General features: G+C 68.9%; 15 protein-coding genes and 2 pseudogenes. 9 read left to right on the top strand and 8 right to left on the bottom strand.

From position 1 onward, the window contains the following. Positions 1 to 26 precede the first annotated feature (26 nt). The 3 genes from G4Z16_RS17165 (at position 27) to G4Z16_RS17155 (ending at position 5,071) form a co-directional block, all read left to right on the top strand. Positions 27 to 2,087 carry a phosphocholine-specific phospholipase C gene (locus tag G4Z16_RS17165; protein WP_197351645.1) on the top strand — a complete coding sequence of 687 codons (2,061 nt, stop codon included), beginning with the start codon at positions 27 to 29 and terminating at the stop codon, positions 2,085 to 2,087. Positions 2,088 to 2,827: 740 nt separating this feature from the next. Further along, positions 2,828 to 4,429, top strand: coding sequence for an ABC transporter substrate-binding protein (locus G4Z16_RS17160; protein WP_197351644.1), 1,602 nt, complete (start codon positions 2,828 to 2,830; stop codon positions 4,427 to 4,429). Positions 4,430 to 4,720: 291 nt separating this feature from the next. Then, positions 4,721 to 5,071, top strand: coding sequence for a LysM peptidoglycan-binding domain-containing protein (locus tag G4Z16_RS17155; RefSeq protein WP_197351643.1), 351 nt, complete (start codon positions 4,721 to 4,723; stop codon positions 5,069 to 5,071). Positions 5,072 to 5,260: 189 nt separating this feature from the next. Here the strand turns inward: G4Z16_RS17155 and G4Z16_RS17150 are convergent, their stop codons facing one another. Further along, a complete protein-coding gene (locus G4Z16_RS17150) occupies positions 5,261 to 5,674 on the bottom strand; it encodes a VOC family protein (RefSeq protein WP_197351642.1) in 414 nt (137 codons plus the stop codon). A gap of 223 nt (positions 5,675 to 5,897) precedes the next feature. Between G4Z16_RS17150 and G4Z16_RS17145 the strand changes: the two genes are divergently transcribed. The 3 genes and pseudogenes from G4Z16_RS17145 (at position 5,898) to G4Z16_RS17135 (ending at position 8,523) form a co-directional block, all read left to right on the top strand. Further along, positions 5,898 to 6,284, top strand: coding sequence for a GntR family transcriptional regulator (locus tag G4Z16_RS17145; RefSeq protein ID WP_028438182.1), 387 nt, complete (start codon positions 5,898 to 5,900; stop codon positions 6,282 to 6,284). A 134-nt stretch (positions 6,285 to 6,418) separates the two neighbouring features. Then, positions 6,419 to 7,156, top strand: a pseudogene (locus tag G4Z16_RS33285) (ABC transporter ATP-binding protein); the annotation flags it as partial. A gap of 407 nt (positions 7,157 to 7,563) precedes the next feature. After that, the gene (locus tag G4Z16_RS17135; RefSeq protein WP_197351641.1) at positions 7,564 to 8,523 is read left to right on the top strand and encodes a hypothetical protein; all 960 of its coding nucleotides are present in this window, start codon (positions 7,564 to 7,566) and stop codon (positions 8,521 to 8,523) included. A gap of 152 nt (positions 8,524 to 8,675) precedes the next feature. Here G4Z16_RS17135 and G4Z16_RS17130 read toward each other — a convergent pair whose 3' ends face one another. The 3 genes from G4Z16_RS17130 to G4Z16_RS17120 are packed head-to-tail and all read right to left on the bottom strand — an operon-like array spanning position 8,676 to position 9,773. Then, positions 8,676 to 9,104 carry a DUF3052 domain-containing protein gene (locus G4Z16_RS17130; protein ID WP_197351640.1) on the bottom strand — a complete coding sequence of 143 codons (429 nt, stop codon included), beginning with the start codon at positions 9,102 to 9,104 and terminating at the stop codon, positions 8,676 to 8,678. Beyond that, positions 9,101 to 9,451 carry a VOC family protein gene (locus tag G4Z16_RS17125; protein ID WP_197351639.1) on the bottom strand — a complete coding sequence of 117 codons (351 nt, stop codon included), beginning with the start codon at positions 9,449 to 9,451 and terminating at the stop codon, positions 9,101 to 9,103. The genes G4Z16_RS17130 and G4Z16_RS17125 overlap by 4 nt, the downstream gene beginning before the upstream one ends. After that, a complete protein-coding gene (locus G4Z16_RS17120) occupies positions 9,444 to 9,773 on the bottom strand; it encodes an ArsR/SmtB family transcription factor (RefSeq protein ID WP_197351638.1) in 330 nt (109 codons plus the stop codon). The genes G4Z16_RS17125 and G4Z16_RS17120 overlap by 8 nt, the downstream gene beginning before the upstream one ends. Positions 9,774 to 9,945: 172 nt before the next feature. On the opposite strand from G4Z16_RS17120, the gene G4Z16_RS17115 reads away from it, so the two are divergent. Continuing rightward, complete coding sequence (locus tag G4Z16_RS17115; protein WP_197351637.1) at positions 9,946 to 10,443, top strand: GNAT family N-acetyltransferase; 498 nt, start codon at positions 9,946 to 9,948, stop codon at positions 10,441 to 10,443. Positions 10,444 to 10,647: 204 nt separating this feature from the next. Here the strand turns inward: G4Z16_RS17115 and G4Z16_RS17110 are convergent. Then, positions 10,648 to 11,244: pseudogene (locus tag G4Z16_RS17110) on the bottom strand (LURP-one-related/scramblase family protein); the annotation flags it as partial. A gap of 184 nt (positions 11,245 to 11,428) precedes the next feature. Here G4Z16_RS17110 and G4Z16_RS17105 point away from each other — a divergent pair. Next, the gene (locus tag G4Z16_RS17105) at positions 11,429 to 12,196 is read left to right on the top strand and encodes a class I SAM-dependent methyltransferase (RefSeq protein ID WP_197351635.1); all 768 of its coding nucleotides are present in this window, start codon (positions 11,429 to 11,431) and stop codon (positions 12,194 to 12,196) included. A 124-nt stretch (positions 12,197 to 12,320) separates the two neighbouring features. Here G4Z16_RS17105 and G4Z16_RS17100 read toward each other — a convergent pair whose 3' ends face one another. Continuing rightward, positions 12,321 to 13,199 (bottom strand): alpha/beta fold hydrolase, encoded by an 879-nt coding sequence (locus tag G4Z16_RS17100; RefSeq protein WP_197351634.1) that lies wholly within the window; start codon positions 13,197 to 13,199, stop codon positions 12,321 to 12,323. Positions 13,200 to 13,286: 87 nt separating this feature from the next. On the opposite strand from G4Z16_RS17100, the gene G4Z16_RS17095 reads away from it, so the two are divergent. Then, positions 13,287 to 13,868 carry a CGNR zinc finger domain-containing protein gene (locus G4Z16_RS17095; RefSeq protein ID WP_197351633.1) on the top strand — a complete coding sequence of 194 codons (582 nt, stop codon included), beginning with the start codon at positions 13,287 to 13,289 and terminating at the stop codon, positions 13,866 to 13,868. Here the strand turns inward: G4Z16_RS17095 and G4Z16_RS17090 are convergent. Together G4Z16_RS17090 and G4Z16_RS17085 are read right to left on the bottom strand one after the other, a co-directional pair. Further along, positions 13,865 to 14,821 carry an IS481 family transposase gene (locus tag G4Z16_RS17090; protein ID WP_197354637.1) on the bottom strand — a complete coding sequence of 319 codons (957 nt, stop codon included), beginning with the start codon at positions 14,819 to 14,821 and terminating at the stop codon, positions 13,865 to 13,867. The two genes, G4Z16_RS17095 and G4Z16_RS17090, sit on opposite strands and share 4 nt — an antisense overlap. A gap of 384 nt (positions 14,822 to 15,205) precedes the next feature. Then, positions 15,206 to 15,682, bottom strand: coding sequence for a nucleoside deaminase (locus tag G4Z16_RS17085; RefSeq protein WP_425508087.1), 477 nt, complete (start codon positions 15,680 to 15,682; stop codon positions 15,206 to 15,208). Positions 15,683 to 15,767: the final 85 nt, after the last annotated feature.

Genomic DNA, 15,767 nt, shown 5'->3' with positions numbered 1-15,767 from the left:
CCCACACCCCGCGAGGTCGCAGACTCATGCCAGGACTCGATCGACGCCGCTTCCTCAAGATCGCAGGCGCGACCGCGGGCTTCACCGCCCTGTCGAGCAGCATCGAGCGCGCCGCCGCGATTCCCGCGGCGCGCCGTTCGGGCACCATCCAGGACGTCGAGCACATCGTCGTCCTGATGCAGGAGAACCGGTCCTTCGACCACTACTTCGGCTCCCTCAGGGGAGTACGCGGGTTCGGCGACCCCCGCCCGGCGTCACCTGGCGGAAGCAAGACGGTCTGGCACCAGTCGGACGGCACCAAGGACGTGCTGCCCTACCACCCGGACGCCGAGAACCTCGGCATGCAGTTCATCGAGGGCCTCAACCACGACTGGCCGGGCGGCCAACAGGCCTGGCACGAGGGCAAGTACGACCAGTGGATCCCCGCGAAGGGCACCGGGACGATGGCGTATCTGACGCGCCAGGACATCCCGTTCCACTACGCGCTCGCCGACAACTTCACCGTCTGCGACGCCTACCACTGCTCGATGATCGGAGCCACCGACCCGAACCGCTTCTACATGTGGACGGGTTACACGGGTAACGACGGCAAGGGCGGCGGTCCCGTCCTCGGCAACGAGGAGGCCGGGTACGGCTGGACGACGTATCCCGAGCGCCTGGAGAAGGCCGGGATCTCGTGGAAGATCTACCAGGACATCGGCGACGGTCTGGACGAAGAGGGCTCCTGGGGCTGGATCGAGGACGCCTACCGGGGCAACTACGGGGACAACTCGCTGCTCTGGTTCAACAGTTACCGCAGCGCCGAGCCCGGCAGCCCCCTCTACGACAAGGCCCGCACGGGCACCGACGCCAAGAAGGGCGACGGCTACTTCGACGTCCTCAAGTCCGACGTGCGGACCGGCAGACTTCCGCGGATCTCCTGGATAGCCGCCCCCGAGGCCTTCTCGGAGCACCCCAACTTCCCCGCGAACTACGGCGCCTGGTACATCTCCCAGGTCCTCGACGCCCTCACCTCCGACCCGGACGTGTGGAGCCGCACGGCGCTCTTCATCACCTACGACGAGAACGACGGCTACTTCGACCATGTCGTCCCACCGTTCCCTCCGGCCTCCGCCGCCCAGGGAGCCAGCACCGTCGACACCGCGCCCGACCGCTACACAGGTGGCGTCAGCGGCTATGCACCCGGCCCGTACGGACTCGGCCAGCGCGTCCCCATGCTCGTCATCTCCCCCTGGAGCACGGGCGGTTACGTCTGCTCGGAGGTCCTCGACCACACCTCCATCCTCCGCTTCATGGAGCGCCGCTTCGGCGTGCGGGAGCCGAACATCTCGCCCTGGCGGCGCGCGATCTGCGGCGATCTGACGTCGGCGTTCGACTTCGCCCTCAAGGACACCGACCCCGCCTCGCTCCCGGACACCGACGCATACGAGCCCCCCGACAAGGAGCGGCACGAGAGCTACATACCGAAGCCGCCCGCCAACCCCTCCCTCCCCAAGCAGGAGGCGGGTTCGCGGCCCACGCGCCCGCTGCCGTACGCGCCGCGCGTCGACGGGGCGGCAGGGTCCGGGGAGGGCACGTTCACGCTCACCTTCAGCGGCGGCGAGGCGGCGGGTGCCTGCTTCCTGGTCACGTCGGCGAACCGTACGGACGGCCCTTGGACGTACACCGCGGAGGCCGGCAAGGAGCTCGCCGACACCTGGAACACGGTCCACTCGGGGGGCACTTACGACCTCTCGGTCCACGGGCCGAACGGATTTCTCCGCGTCTTCAAGGGGCCCGGCGCCACCCGGGGGCCCGAAGTGACCGGCCGCCATCTCCCGGCGAGCGGTGACGTCGAGCTGACCATGACGAACCGGGGTGACGCCGACTGCCACCTCACGCTGACGAACGCGTACACCGGATCGAAGGAGACGTTCACCGTGCGCGCCGGCGGCCGCAAGGTGCACCGGGTGAACCTGCGGGCGAGCAAGCGCTGGTACGACCTGTCCGTGTCCTCCGAGACGGACGATTCGTGGCGGCGCCGTCTCGCGGGACATGTGGAGACGGGCGCCCCGGGCGTCAGCGACCCGGCGACGATGACGAGCTGAGCCGGCCGGGACCTGGTACCGGTTCCCCGGGCATCCGACGCCTCCACGGCCGTTCACCGAACGGCAGAATGCCGACATCGCTTCTCTTGCGACGCTGCTCCCCGGCCCTGCGGGAAGAGACAGTCCGCACAGGATGCACACTGTGCGCATTTGCGCTCACATCATGCGACATGGCATCCGAATCAATTGATTGTCCCTGGACAGCGAGGGGAAATCCGAAGTGTGGCCCGGGCACTTCTCCCGCGATTCGGATTGAGCCACGGATCAGAATGCGCCACATCGTGCCGCACATGGCTTGTGCTTTCGCATCGTCCTGCAGAGTCTGCTGTTTCTGGACAATGACGCAACGATCCGGAAATCGCGAACAAAGCTTGTCCGGGGCCCACGCGTCGCGCATGTTTCCTGTTGCTCGGCAAGCCTGCCCGAAGAAGCGAACTCGCCCGCACAGCAGGGGAGTTGGCGCCGTGACGTTTGTCACGGAGCGAGGCATCGACAAGCCCACCGCCCATGTGGTCGAAGTCGAGCCAAACGGGCATTCCACGAACCATTCTGCCCGCATTGGTTCACGGACGTGCGATACGTTCCCGCGTCCGTATTGCGAACCGGGCAATCCCTGTTCGGTCGAGGGGTAGCCATTCCCTGCCGCCCTGCATCAGATTGTGACTGCGGAAGTATTAGCGTCTCCCCGCGCCATTCGCATGTGCGACAACCTCTGGCCGGACAAAGGAGGGCGCCGACCCATGAACCGCAGGATTCTTACGTCACCCGCCCTGGCCGGGCTGCTTGTCTCCGCCCTCGTTGCCTGCAGCGCCGCGGTGGACGGAAAAGAGGACCAGGGAAAGACCATCGTGGTGGGTACGACGGCGAGGGTCGCGGTCACCAAGGACGCTCCCGCGCCCTTCGACCCGGCCGCCTCCTACGACATCAGCTCCTGGAACATCATGCGCAACACCTTCCAGACGCTGCTGCGGCCGCCCCGCTCGGGCACGGAACCGGTGACGGACGCGGCACAGAAGTGCGGCTTCACCGACAAACGCAACGACCGGTACAGCTGCACTCTGCGGGACGGGCTCACCTTCTCCAACGGCAACGAACTCAAGGCCAGGGACGTCGAGTTCTCCATCAAGCGCCTGCTCCGCATCAACTACAAGGCCGGCCCGGCCTCGCTGCTGAGCAACGTCGGCAAGGTCGAGGCTCAAGGCGGCAACAAGGTCGTCTTCCAGCTGAAGAAGCCCGACGCCACCTTCCCGTACAAGCTCGCCACGCCTGCCGCCGCGATCGTCGACAGCCGGACGTATCCCGCCGACCGCCTCGTCAAGGGCTTCAAGGGAACCGGCTCGGGTCCGTACGCCATCGACGACTTCGACCCCAAGGCCCGCAAGCTGCTCCTCAGCGGGAACGAGGACTACCAGGGCGGTTCCGCGGCCAAGAGCGACAAGGTCGAGCTGCGCTTCTTCACCACCGCGGCCTCCCTGCAGAAGGCGATGGACTCCGGCGACATCGACGTGATGAACCGCGGTATCACCTCGCGGTACGTGCAGCGGCTGGAGGCGGACCGGGACGATCACATCAGGCTCGTCGAGCAGCCGGGACAGGGCGTGCGCTACCTCGTCTTCGACACGGAGGACAAGACGGTGGGACGGCGTGCGGTGCGGCAGGCCTTCGCCCAGGTCGTCGACCGCAAGCAGCTGGTCGGTGACGTGTACTCGCGTACCGCCGAGCCGCTGTACTCCATCGTCCCCGGCGGCCTGCTGGGGCACACGAACTCCTTCTTCAACGAGTACGGCGAGCCCAACGTGAAGGCCGCGAAGCGCACCCTGCGCAAGTCCAAGGTGAAGACGCCGGTGAAGATCTCGCTTCACTACCCTCGAACCGGCCGGGGCAGCTCGTCCGCCAACGAGTTCGCGGTGCTCGAGAAGCAGCTGAACGAGAGCGGAATCTTCGACGCGACGGTCAGGCCCGAGGCCCCGAATTCCTACAGCTCCGCAGCGTTCGAGGGGAAGTACCAGGTCTACGGCTTCGGCTGGCTCCCGGACTTCCCGGACGCGGACAACTTCATCGCACCCTTCCTCCAGAAGAACAACGTCCTCAACTCGCCTTACTCCAACAAGGAGATCAGGGACGAGCTGATACCGCGGACCCGGCGCGAGCCCAACCGCGCGGACGCCACGAAGAGCTTCGCGCGCGCCCAGAACATCGTCGCCGGCGACGTCCCCGTGCTGCCGCTGTGGCAGGGCAAGCAGTACGTCGCGGCCCACGACGACATCACGGGCGTGGAGTGGGCGCTCAACTCCTCGGCGCTGCTTCAGCTTTGGGAGCTCGACCGCGGGGTGAGCAGCTGAGGCGTGCGGCGCACCCGGACCGCGGCGCCGGCCGGGACGGTTCGAGTGCCCCGGGGCCGGCACGGGACGAAACTCCCTGTCGGCCCCGGGGCTTTGTTGCGCCGGCTGTTCCCGGTGTTTTCCGAGCGTCGCGTGACCGTCACATGCCGCATCCTCCCCACGGACCGGCCTGTGCAATTCAGGACCAACACCCCTAACCTGGACACAGGAACGCAATGAACGGATGTGGCGCACGGGGCCACCGATCCGGGCGCCGCGTTCGCACCTCGCGACGGTTCAGGAGTGAGGACCATGACGACCCAGACATCGAATGCGACGTACTACGTCGTACGGACAGGCGACACGCTCAGCGAGATCGCCGAGATGTACGGGACGACCGTCGAGCAGCTCGCCAAGTGGAACGACATCCCAGACGTCGACGTGATCAAGGCCGGACAGAAACTGATCGTGAGGAAGTCGGCCTCGCCTCACGAGACCCACTACACGGTCAAGCGTGGTGACACGCTCAGCGAGATCGCCGAGATGTACGAGACGACCGTCGACCAACTCGCCAAGTGGAACAACATCCCAGACGTCGACGTGATCAAGGCCGGACAGAAACTGATCGTGGCGAAGTCGGAGCACTCCGCTGCGGCAGCCTGACGGTCCACCCGGGCCGCCGAAGCCGGTCCGAGCAGGCGGGTGGGGACGGAACACAGGTCACGCCGAAGGCCGAGGCAGTGACCCGGGTCTTCGGCGTGGCCGGAGAATGCTCGGGCTCGTCAGGCCCCATGGCCGGGACCGTCGTGGCGGGCGCCCGCCGCTACCCGGCCCGCCCCGCCGGAGTTGCGCTCAGGACTGCGGCCGGCCGATGTTGACCATCCAGGGGATGCCGAAGCGGTCCGTGCACATGCCGAACACGTCGCCCCACATCTGCTTCTCCAAGGGCACTGCCACGTCGCCGCCGACGGACAACTTGTCCCAGTAACCGCGCAGTTCGCTCTCGTCGTCGCCGCTGAGGCTCACCGAGAAGTTGTTGCCCGGTGTGTGCTCCATTCCCGGAGGAGAGTCGGCGCACATCAGCGTGAAGCCGCTCGGCGTCTCCAGCATGCCGTGCATGATCTTGTCGGCCTCCGGCGTACCGGCCTGGCCGAACTCCGCGTAGGTGTTCAGTGCCAGCGTGCCGCCGAAGACCTCCTTGTAGAACTCCATCGCCTGCCGGGCGTCGCCGCCGAAGCTGAGATACGGATTGAGGCGCGTGGCCATGAGAACCTCCTGAATTCGAGCAAATCGGTCGGATTCAGCACACTAGCCGGAACTGATGACAAACGGCACCCCCCCTCTCCGCTTGGAGCCGGACCTCGGCGCGACGTACCGTCGGGGCCCCTCGGGCCGCTGCCCAACTGGCTTGCAGCCACGGAAGGTTGACAGCAGAGGCGTCTCCCACCACCCTTTCACTACTTGATTAGTGAAAGGGTGGTGGAGGTGCGTGCTCACGTTCCGGATCGACCGGCGCAGCGGAGTGGCCACGTACCTCCAGATCGTCCAGCAGACCAGGCAGGCACTCCGGCTCGGTCTGTTGGAGCCGGGCGACCGGCTGCCCACCGCCCGCGAGGTCGTCGAGGCGACCGCCGTCAATCCGAACACCGTGCTCAAGGCGTACCGCGAGCTGGAACGCGAGGGGCTCGTGGAGGCGCGCCGCGGCCTCGGCACGTTCGTACGGAGATCACTGGACGGCGCGTCCGCCGGCTCACCTCTCGGCACGGAGCTGGCCGACTGGCTGAAACGCGCACGCGAGGCGGGACTTGACCGCGACGTCGTCACGGCGTTGTTCAATTCCGCACTGGACCAGGAGTTTCCCGAGGGGGATCGATGACTGAGGCCGAGGACGCCGAGGAGAACGGGAACAGCGAGGCCGGGCAGAGCGCCGGACGGACCGCCGGACAGGCCATCGGGGAAGCCGGGAGCGGCGAGGGGACAACCGCCGCGCTCGAAGCGTTCGGCCTCGGCATGGGCTATGCGCGCAGCCGCCGGCACGTGCTGCGGGACTGCACCTTCCGGTTGCCCGCGGGGCGCATCTGCGGGCTCGTCGGGCCCAACGGCGCGGGCAAGTCCACCCTGCTGGCGATAGCGGCCGGGCTGATGCGGCCGACCGAGGGGACCGTACGGCTGCTGGGCACGACCCCGGCAGCGGCACGTGAGCGCATCGCGTACGTCGCCCAGCACAAGCCGCTCTACCCGCAGTTGACCGTCGAGGCGACGCTGCGGCTCGGCGCCGAACTCAACCCCGGCCGCTGGGACCAGGACGCCGCCGAGCGCATCGCGTACGGCGGGGAGGGGATCACTCCCCGGGCGAAGATCCGGACACTCTCGGGCGGCCTGCGCACGCGCGTCTCGCTCGCCCTCGCGTTCGGCAAGAGTCCCGAACTGCTCCTGCTGGACGAGCCGATGGCCGACATCGACCCGCTCGCACGGCACGAACTGACCGGCGCCCTGATGGCCGACGCGGCCGAGCGCGGCACCACCATCGTGATGTCCTCGCACGTCGTCGCCGAGCTGGAGGGCGCCTGCGACTACCTGCTGCTGCTCGGCTCCGGCCGTATACGGCTGGGCGGCGACTACGACGGCATCCTCGACGCGCACCGGGTGCTGACGGGGCTGAGCGAGGACTTCGGCCCGCACGAGGTCGTCGAGGAGTACGAGGCGGGCCGCGGCCGTACGGTGCTGGTCCGTACGGCACCGGTCGGCACGGCACCGGTCCGTACGGCACCGGTCCGTACGGACGGCGAACTTGCCGCCGCGGCCGATGCGTTTGCCGATGAGCCGCGCGATGCTCCCGCCCCGGAGCCCGAGCCCGGCGCCGAGCCGGACACCGAGTCCGGCGCCGGGTCCGACTCCGACTCCGTCGCCGAGCGCGACGCGGGGTCCGGCGCCGGCTCCGATTTCGAGCCCGATTTCGAGCCCCGCGCCGAGTCCGGTTCAGAGTCCGGCTCCCGGCCGCGCGACTCGGAGGGGCTGGCCGGCTGGGCCGTGGAGGAGCCCACGCTGGAGGAGTTGCTCCTCGCCTATCTCCGCAACCCGGACGTGCCGGACCTGCTGCTCGCCGACGCGGTGCCTGCCGGTGCCGTGCCCGAAGCCCGTCAGGAGGCCGTCGCATGAGCGCGCCGAACGTCACGCTGATCGAGGCATCACCGGAGCCGGTCGTTCGTCTCAGGCCCCGCGGCGCGGTCTGGGCGGTGCTGCGCGTGCACCGCGCCGCGCTGTGGATGTGGACCGGGTTCGTAGTTCTCGGCGTCGCGGGGCTCACCTGGCTCCACTTCGCAGGCATGGAGGTCCACGAAGCACGGAAGGCCTGCGCGGGGCCGGTACCCCAGGGCATGTGCTCCGAGGCGTCCGCCGTACTCCCTGGCTGGGACTACACGAGTCTCATAGACCTGGCGGCGTTCCTGATCGCGGGCGTGCCGTTCGCCGTCGCCGCTTACGCCGGCGGTGTGCTCATCGGACGCGACGTGGAGACGGGCACCGTCGACCTCGTCTGGACGCAGTCGATCAGCCCGCTCCGCTGGCTCGCCGTCAAACTCGGCGTCGCGGCACTGCTGATCGCGATCGGTACGGCAGCGACGGCAGTCGCCTTCCGCCTGATGTGGCTCTCGGGCGAGAAGAGTCTGCTCGACCCCTGGTACGCGTCCGACGTCTTCAACGCCATGGGGCCGACCGTCCTCGCCTACTCGATGTTCGGACTGGCCGTCGGCGCGCTGGTCGCGCTGCTGACGGGCCGGGCGCTGCCGGCTCTGGGCGCGGCCTTCGGCGTGACCCTGCTCGTGCGGCTGCTCGGCGACGTCTTCCGCTCCGAGCTGTGGCCGAAGGTCCGCTGGGACTGGAAGGGCCGAATGCCCGACGACGCGCAGGAGTTCCTGTACGAGGTGCCGGGCTCGCCGGGCCGGTTCCCGAACGTCCCGTCGCGGTATGCCTCCGGCGCCACGCGCGAGATCATGCAGATCCATCCCGCCTCGCACTTCTGGCCCATCCAGTACGTCGAGGCAGGTCTCGTTCTCGGCATGGCGGCACTCGCGGCCGCCGTCGCGTTCTGGGTGCTGCGGGGCCGCCTGCCGTGAGGGCGATCGCCCACCCGGACTCGGCGCCGCCGCTGCCCGTGAACGGCCCACATGGCCGCACCACTTCATGTGACGGCGTGACGGAGCCCGACGAGGAGCAGGCCGCGGTGGCGGACCGGGGTGGCGAACCGCCGTGGCGGACCGGGGTGCGGTCAGGACCGGCCCCGGTTCTCCTTGCGGCGGACGAACTTCAGCCCGGACCAGTCCTCGCCGAGGGCGGCCACCTTCACGTCGACGATGCCGAGCGGCAGGAAGAGGTCCCGCAGGGCGTTCTCGGTGATGTCGCTGTCGTGGCCCGCCGCACGCCGCGGCCAGGCGATCCACAGCATCGCGCGGTCGGCAAGGTCCCGGACCAGACCGGAGGACTCGGCAGTCGCGTCGGCGAACGCACGGTAGAAGGCGACGGCGACATCGGCACCCTCCGGGCCGCCGTCGGCGACCGTGCAGCCGTCGGGCAGGCCGGGGATCTCCCAGGCGCGCGGTCCGTGGAGGAGGCGGACCTCGTGCCCGTCCTTGATTCCGATCTTCCTCGCGAGAGGCGTGCCGGAGTATCCGCCGCCCGCCGTGGAGGCGGCGCTCATGCCTGGATGAGGGTGAGGACGTTGCCCGCGGGGTCCTGGACCTGGGCCTTGGTCACCCAGCCGTTGTCGGTCGGCGGCATGACGACGGTGCCGCCCAGTTCGCCGGCGTGACCGATCGCCTGCTCGAGGTCGGGGACCGCCACGCCCAGGACGACACCCGGGTGTTCGGCGCCGACGATCGCTCCGCCCAGGCCGGACGGAGTCTCCACCAGCGCGTAGCCCGGACCCTTGGGGTCCACCTGCCAGCCGAGCAGGCCGCCGTAGAAGCGGTGCAGGTCCTCGTCGTCGGAGCCGCTGATGTCGAAGTGCACCACCGCGTTGGCGGGGCGGCCACTCTGCTCACTCATCTTCAAGCCTCTCTCCTGGGGCGTGCCGGTTCTCCTCGTCATGAGTGGCGGCCGGAAAGGTCTCGCCGATCAACTCCGTGAGCCGGCACAGCCGTTCGGGACAGGCCCGGTAGAGCCGATACGTGCCGTCGGCCCGCATCGTGACCAGACCCGTCTTGCGCAGCACCTTCAGATGCTCCGAAACGCTCGCCGGAGCCAGGCCGAGCCGTTCGGTCAGCTCTCCCGCGCCGCGCTCACGCCTCCACACCTCGAAGAGGATCCGACGTCGGTGTCTGCTGGCCACGGCGCGCAGGAGTTCATCGAGATCATCCGGTTCCACCACGGTGCACAGTCTATTTCGGGAGAACCCGAAATTACGATGGGGGCGACGACGGCTGTCCCGCTACCGTTTGCGTCACCCGCGACGGCACGTACGGGCCGCGGGCAATGCGGGGTCCCGGCCGCGAGGCCGCGCCAGGCCGGGACGGTCCGTGAAGCACGGAAAGGGTGATCGCGTGATCGAGTTCCGTTGCGCCGGCCCGGACGACGGGGACGTGCTCGGCGAGATCCATGCCGCCGCCTGGGAGAGGGCCTACGCCCCCTTCTTCGAGCCGGAGTTCGCGGCGCGCGCCGTTCGGAGCAGACGTACGCGATGGCACGAGCGGGTCGCACAGGGGACCGGAACGATCCTTCTCGCCGCACTCGACGGACGCCCCCTGGCCCTGTCCGTCTTCCTTCCGTCGCCGGCCCGGCCGGGCTTCGCGGAGATCGGCAGCTTCTACAACCACCCCGACGGCTGGGGCTGCGGCGTCGCAGGTGCACTGATGACAGAGACGCTGCGCTGCATTCAGGACGAAGGATTCGACCGTGCACACCTGTGGACGCTGCGCGACACCGCGCAGTCGCGACGCTTCTACGCCAAGTGCGGCTTCGCCGAAACGGGCGCCGCGCGAACCTTCGACTTCGGCGACGGCAACCCTCTCGGTCAGGTCGAGTACGCGCGGCCCTGCTGACGAGGGCAAGCACGTTGCCGGCCACACTCGGACCCCCCGCCGGGACCCCTCACCGGGACGCGGCCCGCTGACGGCCCGGATCGAGCGCTCCGCGCGGCTTGCATCCCCGGGTGCAGACGGACGTACGGTCCCCGGCACCGAACGTCCGTGATGGACCGGGGCTTCGGAGGGTCCCGGTCAGGTGTTCCAGGTGTCTCGGACCGGTCAGTTGGTGTCCTGCTTGAGAGCCGTGTCGACGGCGAGCGCGGTCGCGACGATGAGGCTGCGCAGAGGCTCCTCGGACTGACGGTGGACCTCCAGGACGTAGTTGTCCGCGGTGGTGAACGCCGCCTTGGCCAGTCCGGCCCACTTCTTGGTGATGCGGGCGACCTCGGTGCCGCTCCTGTCCGTGATGGAGAAGTTCCAGGCGCGCCAGTTCTCGGCCTTCAGGGTGCCGATCTGCCGGCCCCCCGCCTCCATCGAGAAGTTGATCTTCCCGAAGACGTTCTGCTGCACGATCTCGCCGACCTGAGCTCCGTCGGGACGCTCGACGATCATGCGGGACTTCACGATCTTCCTCGGCCGGGTGAGGACGAGCTGCAGGGCTCCGTGGGCGTCCCGTACCTCGAGGCGGTGCGTGAGGAACTGGTCGGCGTCGGTGAGGAACCGGACCACCTTCTTCGCCTTGCTCTGGCCCGCCTGCACGACGGATCCCAGAACCCGGCCCTCCCCGTCGAACACCCGGTATTCATTGGTGAGCTCGACCAGCTTGCCCTTCTGGTTCACCACGACGACCGGTGAGTCGAAGAGAGTGTGGCCGCTCGGCGCTGCGTGCTGCGATGTCATGCCCAGGAACCTAGGCCCGGTTGTGCCCTGGAGCCCTGAGTAAGGGCTACTTGTGACGGGGGGCACATCGAGAGGGCACAGCCGGATCGAAGAGTCGTGCTTGCGGCAGCCGGTCGATCAGCGCCCGTTCCCGGCGGCGGGTGCGCAGTAGCCTCGGGTTATGCCCGGGACATCAGTGGCCCGCTTCTACGACGAACTGGCCGACGACTACCACCTGATCTACGCCGACTGGGAAGCGAGCATGCGCCGCCAGGGGCGCGCGCTGGACGCGCTGATCGGCCACGAGCACGCGACGGTCCTGGACTGCTCCTGCGGCATCGGCACGCAGGCCATCGGCCTGGCGCTGCATGGCCACAGCGTCACGGGGACGGATCTCAGTGTGCGTGCCGTCGCCCGCGCGTCACACGAGGCCGGTCGCCGTGGCCTGGCACTCAGCACTGCCGCCGCCGACATGCGGCAACTCCCCTTCGGCGACGGCCGGTTCGACGCCGTCGTCTGCGCCGACAACTCGCTGCCCCACCTGCTGACGGAGCAGGACGTGCACACCGCGCTGGCCGGGATGCGCCGTGTGCTGCGTCCGCGGGGGCGCCTGCTGATCAGCACCCGGCCGTACGACGAACTGCTGCGCGAGCGCCCCTCCTCGGCGCCCCCGTCGGTCCACAGGATCGCCGACGGGGAAAGGACCATCACCTTCCAGCTCTGGCACTGGCACGACGACGGCGAGCACTACGACCTGGAGCTCTTCCAGCTCCTCCCGGAAGGCGGGAGTTGGCGCGTCGAGGCCCACCGGACCACCTACTGGGCGCTCGGCCGGGACCGGCTGGCCGGCCTCGCCGCCCTCTCGGGTTTCGTGGACGTCGAGTGGCGCATGCCGCAGGAGACGGGCTTCTTCCAGCCGCTGCTGGTGGCGCGCGCGTCCGACGACTAGCCGATCGCCGCCGGAGGAGAGGCCCGGCGCGACCAGGGCCTGTCCGGTGAGTCGCGTGACCATTGAGTGTGCTGATCCTTCCGGCCGACATGGGGCGGGGTGACTCGACGAACGAGGAGCCGCTTCACCTCAGCAGGCGCAGCAGGGCGTGGGCGGTCTCTTCAGGCGCATCTTCGGCGGGGAAGTGCCCCGCCGCGGACAGCGTTTCCAGGCGGGCTCCCGGGATGGCGCGGGCGAGGCGCCGGGCGGTCGCGGTGCTGAGCCACTCGTCGCGCTCGCCCCACAGGACCAGCGTGGGGACGGCGATCTCGGCCAGCTGGGCGACGACCTCTCTGGTGTCCTCGAAGCTCACGCTCTCCACTTGATCGAGCCAGCGGTGCTGCCCGGCCGTCCCCGCCCAGGGCCGCAGATACGCGGCGACGACTTCGGGTGGCATGGGGTGGTGGGTGGCGGACTGGAAGCGTGTGGTGACCAGGTCGGTGAAGGCGTCGTGCGGCATGGTGCGGTAGGCCTCCGCGTGGCGCTGCTGGTGCTCCGTGAACGGGGTGTTCCACGGTCCCAGTACGGCGGCGTCCAGCAGCGCGAGGCGGCGTGCGGGCGTCCGGTGCAGCAGGTGGGCGCGGAGCACGATGCCGCCACCGATGTCGTGGCCGACCAGTGCGGGGTCCGTCAGCCCCCAGTGGGCGAGGAGTTGGGTGAGGGTCGCCGCCTGTCGGGCGATGGAGGGGCAGACGCCGGAGTCGGGGCGTGAGTCGCCGAAGCCGAGCAGGTCCCAGACGTGCACCGTGCAGTGTTCGGCGAGCAGTGGAATGACCTTGCGCCACAGGTAGGACCACGCGGGCGTGCCGTGGACAAGGACGACGGGCGGGCCGTGGCCGAAGACGCCCGTGGCGACCTCTCCGCCCTCGACCCGTATCCGGTCGGGAAGTTGCCACCCGCCGTACGCATCGCTCCGGACGTGGTCAGGTGCGTGTGGACTGTCGTGCTGAGCGTGCGCGGGCATGCGGCCTCGCCTCCGAACTAAGAGGTAAAGTCTTCTTTCTCCGCTTACATCGGCTACGGTAACCGTTGCGGCAGCGGGAGGTAAGGCGTGCAGATCTATTTTTCCGATTACACGGTGGGTGCGGGTGTGGCCACTGCCATGGCGAACAGCTCACCCGCGATCCGCCTGCGGACCAGCGAGACGCTGGGTGACCCCGCCGCGCTGGCGCGCTTCCTCGCCGAGCACGCTGTCGAGTCCGCGGACACCCGCCGGATCACCCGACGCGATCTCGCCCAGGTGCACGCGCTGCGCGAGGAGGTGCGCGCGGCCCTGGCGGCACCCACCGAGCGGGAGGCGGTCGAGCGGGCCAACACGCTGGTCCAACGCGCCGGCCGGGGACCCCTCTTGGTGCCGGATGCGGACGGTTGGCGCTGGGTTGTCGGCACCGCACCCGAGGCGAGCGTCGCCGACGAACTGGCGGTCCTTACGGGCGCCGGGCTGCTCGGCTCGCTCCACGCCCTGGGCCACGACCGGTTCCGGGACTGCGCGGCGCCCGAGTGCGCGGGGGTGTTCGTGGATACCAGCCGCGCCGGACGCCGCCGTTACTGCAGCCCCCAGATCTGCGGCAACCGCCACAACGTCGCCCAGCACCGGGCACGCCGGAAACGCAACTCACCGGACGGGCCCTAGGTGTATTGACCTGATGCGTTGTTCACGCGGCTGATGGGTGGCTTGCCTCCGAGAGCGGTGTGGCAGCGGTGGTAGTTGTAGCTATGGAGGAAGTCTGTCAGGGCTGCGGTGCGTTGGGCGTTGCTGGTGTAGGGCCGCAGGTAGGCCCATTCGTCGAGCAGGGTGCGGTTGAAGCGCTCTACTTTCCCGTTGGTCTGCGGCCGGTAGGGGCGGGTGCGTTTGCCGGTGGCGCCCAGATGGCTGAGGGCTTGCTTCCAGGCGGTGCTGTGGCGGTAGGCGAAGGCGTTGTCGGTGATGACGCGTTCGATGCGGTCGATGCCCAGGCGGGCGAAGTGGACTGCTGCTCGGCGCAGGAAGTCGGCGCAGGTGGTGGCCTTCTCATCGGGGTGGATCTCGCTGTAGGCGAGGCGAGTGTGATCATCGACGGCGGAGTGGATGTAGTCGTAGCCGACTCCGGTCTTGGTCGCACGGGAAGCTTGGCGACCGAGGACTTTGTGGCCTCCCCCGTCGGGGATACGGCCGAGTTTCTTCACATCGACGTGGAGGAGTTCGCCGGGTCGGTCACGTTCGTAGCGGCGGATGACTTGGCCGGTGGGCCGGTCAAGGAAGCACAGACGGTTCAGCCGGTTGCGGGTCAGGACACGGTGGACCGTGGAGGGCGGCAGGCCCAGGATCGGTCCGATCCGGGCCGGCCCGAGTTTGTGTTCGGTGCGAAGAACGCAAACGCGCATCTCCACGTCCGGCGGAGTGCGGTTCGGCAGCCGGTGCGGGCGGCTGGAACGATCGGCCAGACCGGTATCGCCTTCTGCAGCGAATCGCCGCATCCACTTGTGTGCGGTGGTGCGAGAAACGCCCATCTGGGCAGCCACATGCGCTACCGGAAACCCCGAGCGGACACGTTCGACCAGCAACCGCCTGCCGTGCACGGTCAGCCGGGCATTACGGTGGGACACGAAGACCTCCGTTGTGCGGTGAAGCCTAGACACCTCCACCACACCGGAGGTCTTCGCCATGATCAAGACCCACGAACGTCAACAACGCTCGTGATCAATACACCTAGGCCCTGTCTGACAAATCCCGTCTGGGTTGCGGTGTCTGGCACGCACGTTCGCTGCGTTGTCGTTCGTCGGCGCAGCCCGCTGCGCTCTCCTCCTCCGCCTTGCGACCGCACGCACCAGACACCGCAACCCACGTCCTGACGGACGTACCACGCTATTTGTCAGACAGGGCCTAGAAAGCACGGTGGCAACTGCCCCCGTACCGCCCGGCGTTGAAGCCGCTCGGCCAGGTCAACGCCCCATGACCACGCCGAACCGGGCCGGGACCGCGTCCCGTTGTCAGGATGTGCCGTGGAGGCGGCGGTGCAGGTCGCGGACCTGATCGTCCAGGCCCGGGACCGGGCCCTCCACCACTGCTCCCGGGACGACCTCCTGGATCGGGAGGGTCCGTACAGGAGGCGCGGGAACTCCCAATTCGGCCAGCCACGCCGCGAGTTGCTCCGAAGAACTCGCGTAGACGATGCGGCCCAGCCCGACCCAGCCGTGCGCGGCGGCGCACATCGGGCAGTGCTCGCCCGAGGTGAAGACGGTCGCCGCCGCCCGTTCGCCGGGAGTCATGTTGGCGACGGCCCAGCGCGCCAGTTCGAACTCCGGGTGGCGGGTCCGGTCGCCGAGGGCCACGCGGTTACGGTCCTCGGCCAGGGCCGTTCCGTCCGCAGCGGCGAGTACGGAGCCGAACGGCTCGTCGCCCGCCTCCAGGGCCTCGCTCGCCAGTTCCACGCAGCGGCGCAGGTGCCGCAGATCGACGTCATCCATCGTGATGCCCCCAGAGTGCGATCGTCCGCGGATGCTAGGCCCCAGGCCGTCCCGGCGCACCCGAATTGGGGCCTGCTCGATAATC

This window comes from Streptomyces bathyalis (genome assembly GCF_015910445.1).
GTDB classification, from domain to species: Bacteria; Actinomycetota; Actinomycetes; order Streptomycetales; family Streptomycetaceae; genus Streptomyces; species Streptomyces bathyalis.
The sequence above is the reverse complement of the archived record's forward strand: the minus strand, read 5'-3'. Positions and strand labels throughout refer to the sequence as shown.

Bases quoted from the DNA above. Each gene is read 5' to 3' on its own strand.
- G4Z16_RS17165 (WP_197351645.1), top strand. From the start codon at position 27: ATGCCAGGACTCGATCGACGCCGCTTCCTCAAGATCGCAGGCGCGACC.
- G4Z16_RS17160 (WP_197351644.1), top strand. From the start codon at position 2,828: ATGAACCGCAGGATTCTTACGTCACCCGCCCTGGCCGGGCTGCTTGTC.
- G4Z16_RS17155 (WP_197351643.1), top strand. From the start codon at position 4,721: ATGACGACCCAGACATCGAATGCGACGTACTACGTCGTACGGACAGGC.
- G4Z16_RS17150 (WP_197351642.1), bottom strand. From the start codon at position 5,674: ATGGCCACGCGCCTCAATCCGTATCTCAGCTTCGGCGGCGACGCCCGG.
- G4Z16_RS17135 (WP_197351641.1), top strand. From the start codon at position 7,564: ATGAGCGCGCCGAACGTCACGCTGATCGAGGCATCACCGGAGCCGGTC.
- G4Z16_RS17130 (WP_197351640.1), bottom strand. From the start codon at position 9,104: ATGAGCGCCGCCTCCACGGCGGGCGGCGGATACTCCGGCACGCCTCTC.
- G4Z16_RS17125 (WP_197351639.1), bottom strand. From the start codon at position 9,451: ATGAGTGAGCAGAGTGGCCGCCCCGCCAACGCGGTGGTGCACTTCGAC.
- G4Z16_RS17105 (WP_197351635.1), top strand. From the start codon at position 11,429: ATGCCCGGGACATCAGTGGCCCGCTTCTACGACGAACTGGCCGACGAC.
- G4Z16_RS17100 (WP_197351634.1), bottom strand. From the start codon at position 13,199: ATGCCCGCGCACGCTCAGCACGACAGTCCACACGCACCTGACCACGTC.
- G4Z16_RS17085 (WP_425508087.1), bottom strand. From the start codon at position 15,682: ATGGATGACGTCGATCTGCGGCACCTGCGCCGCTGCGTGGAACTGGCG.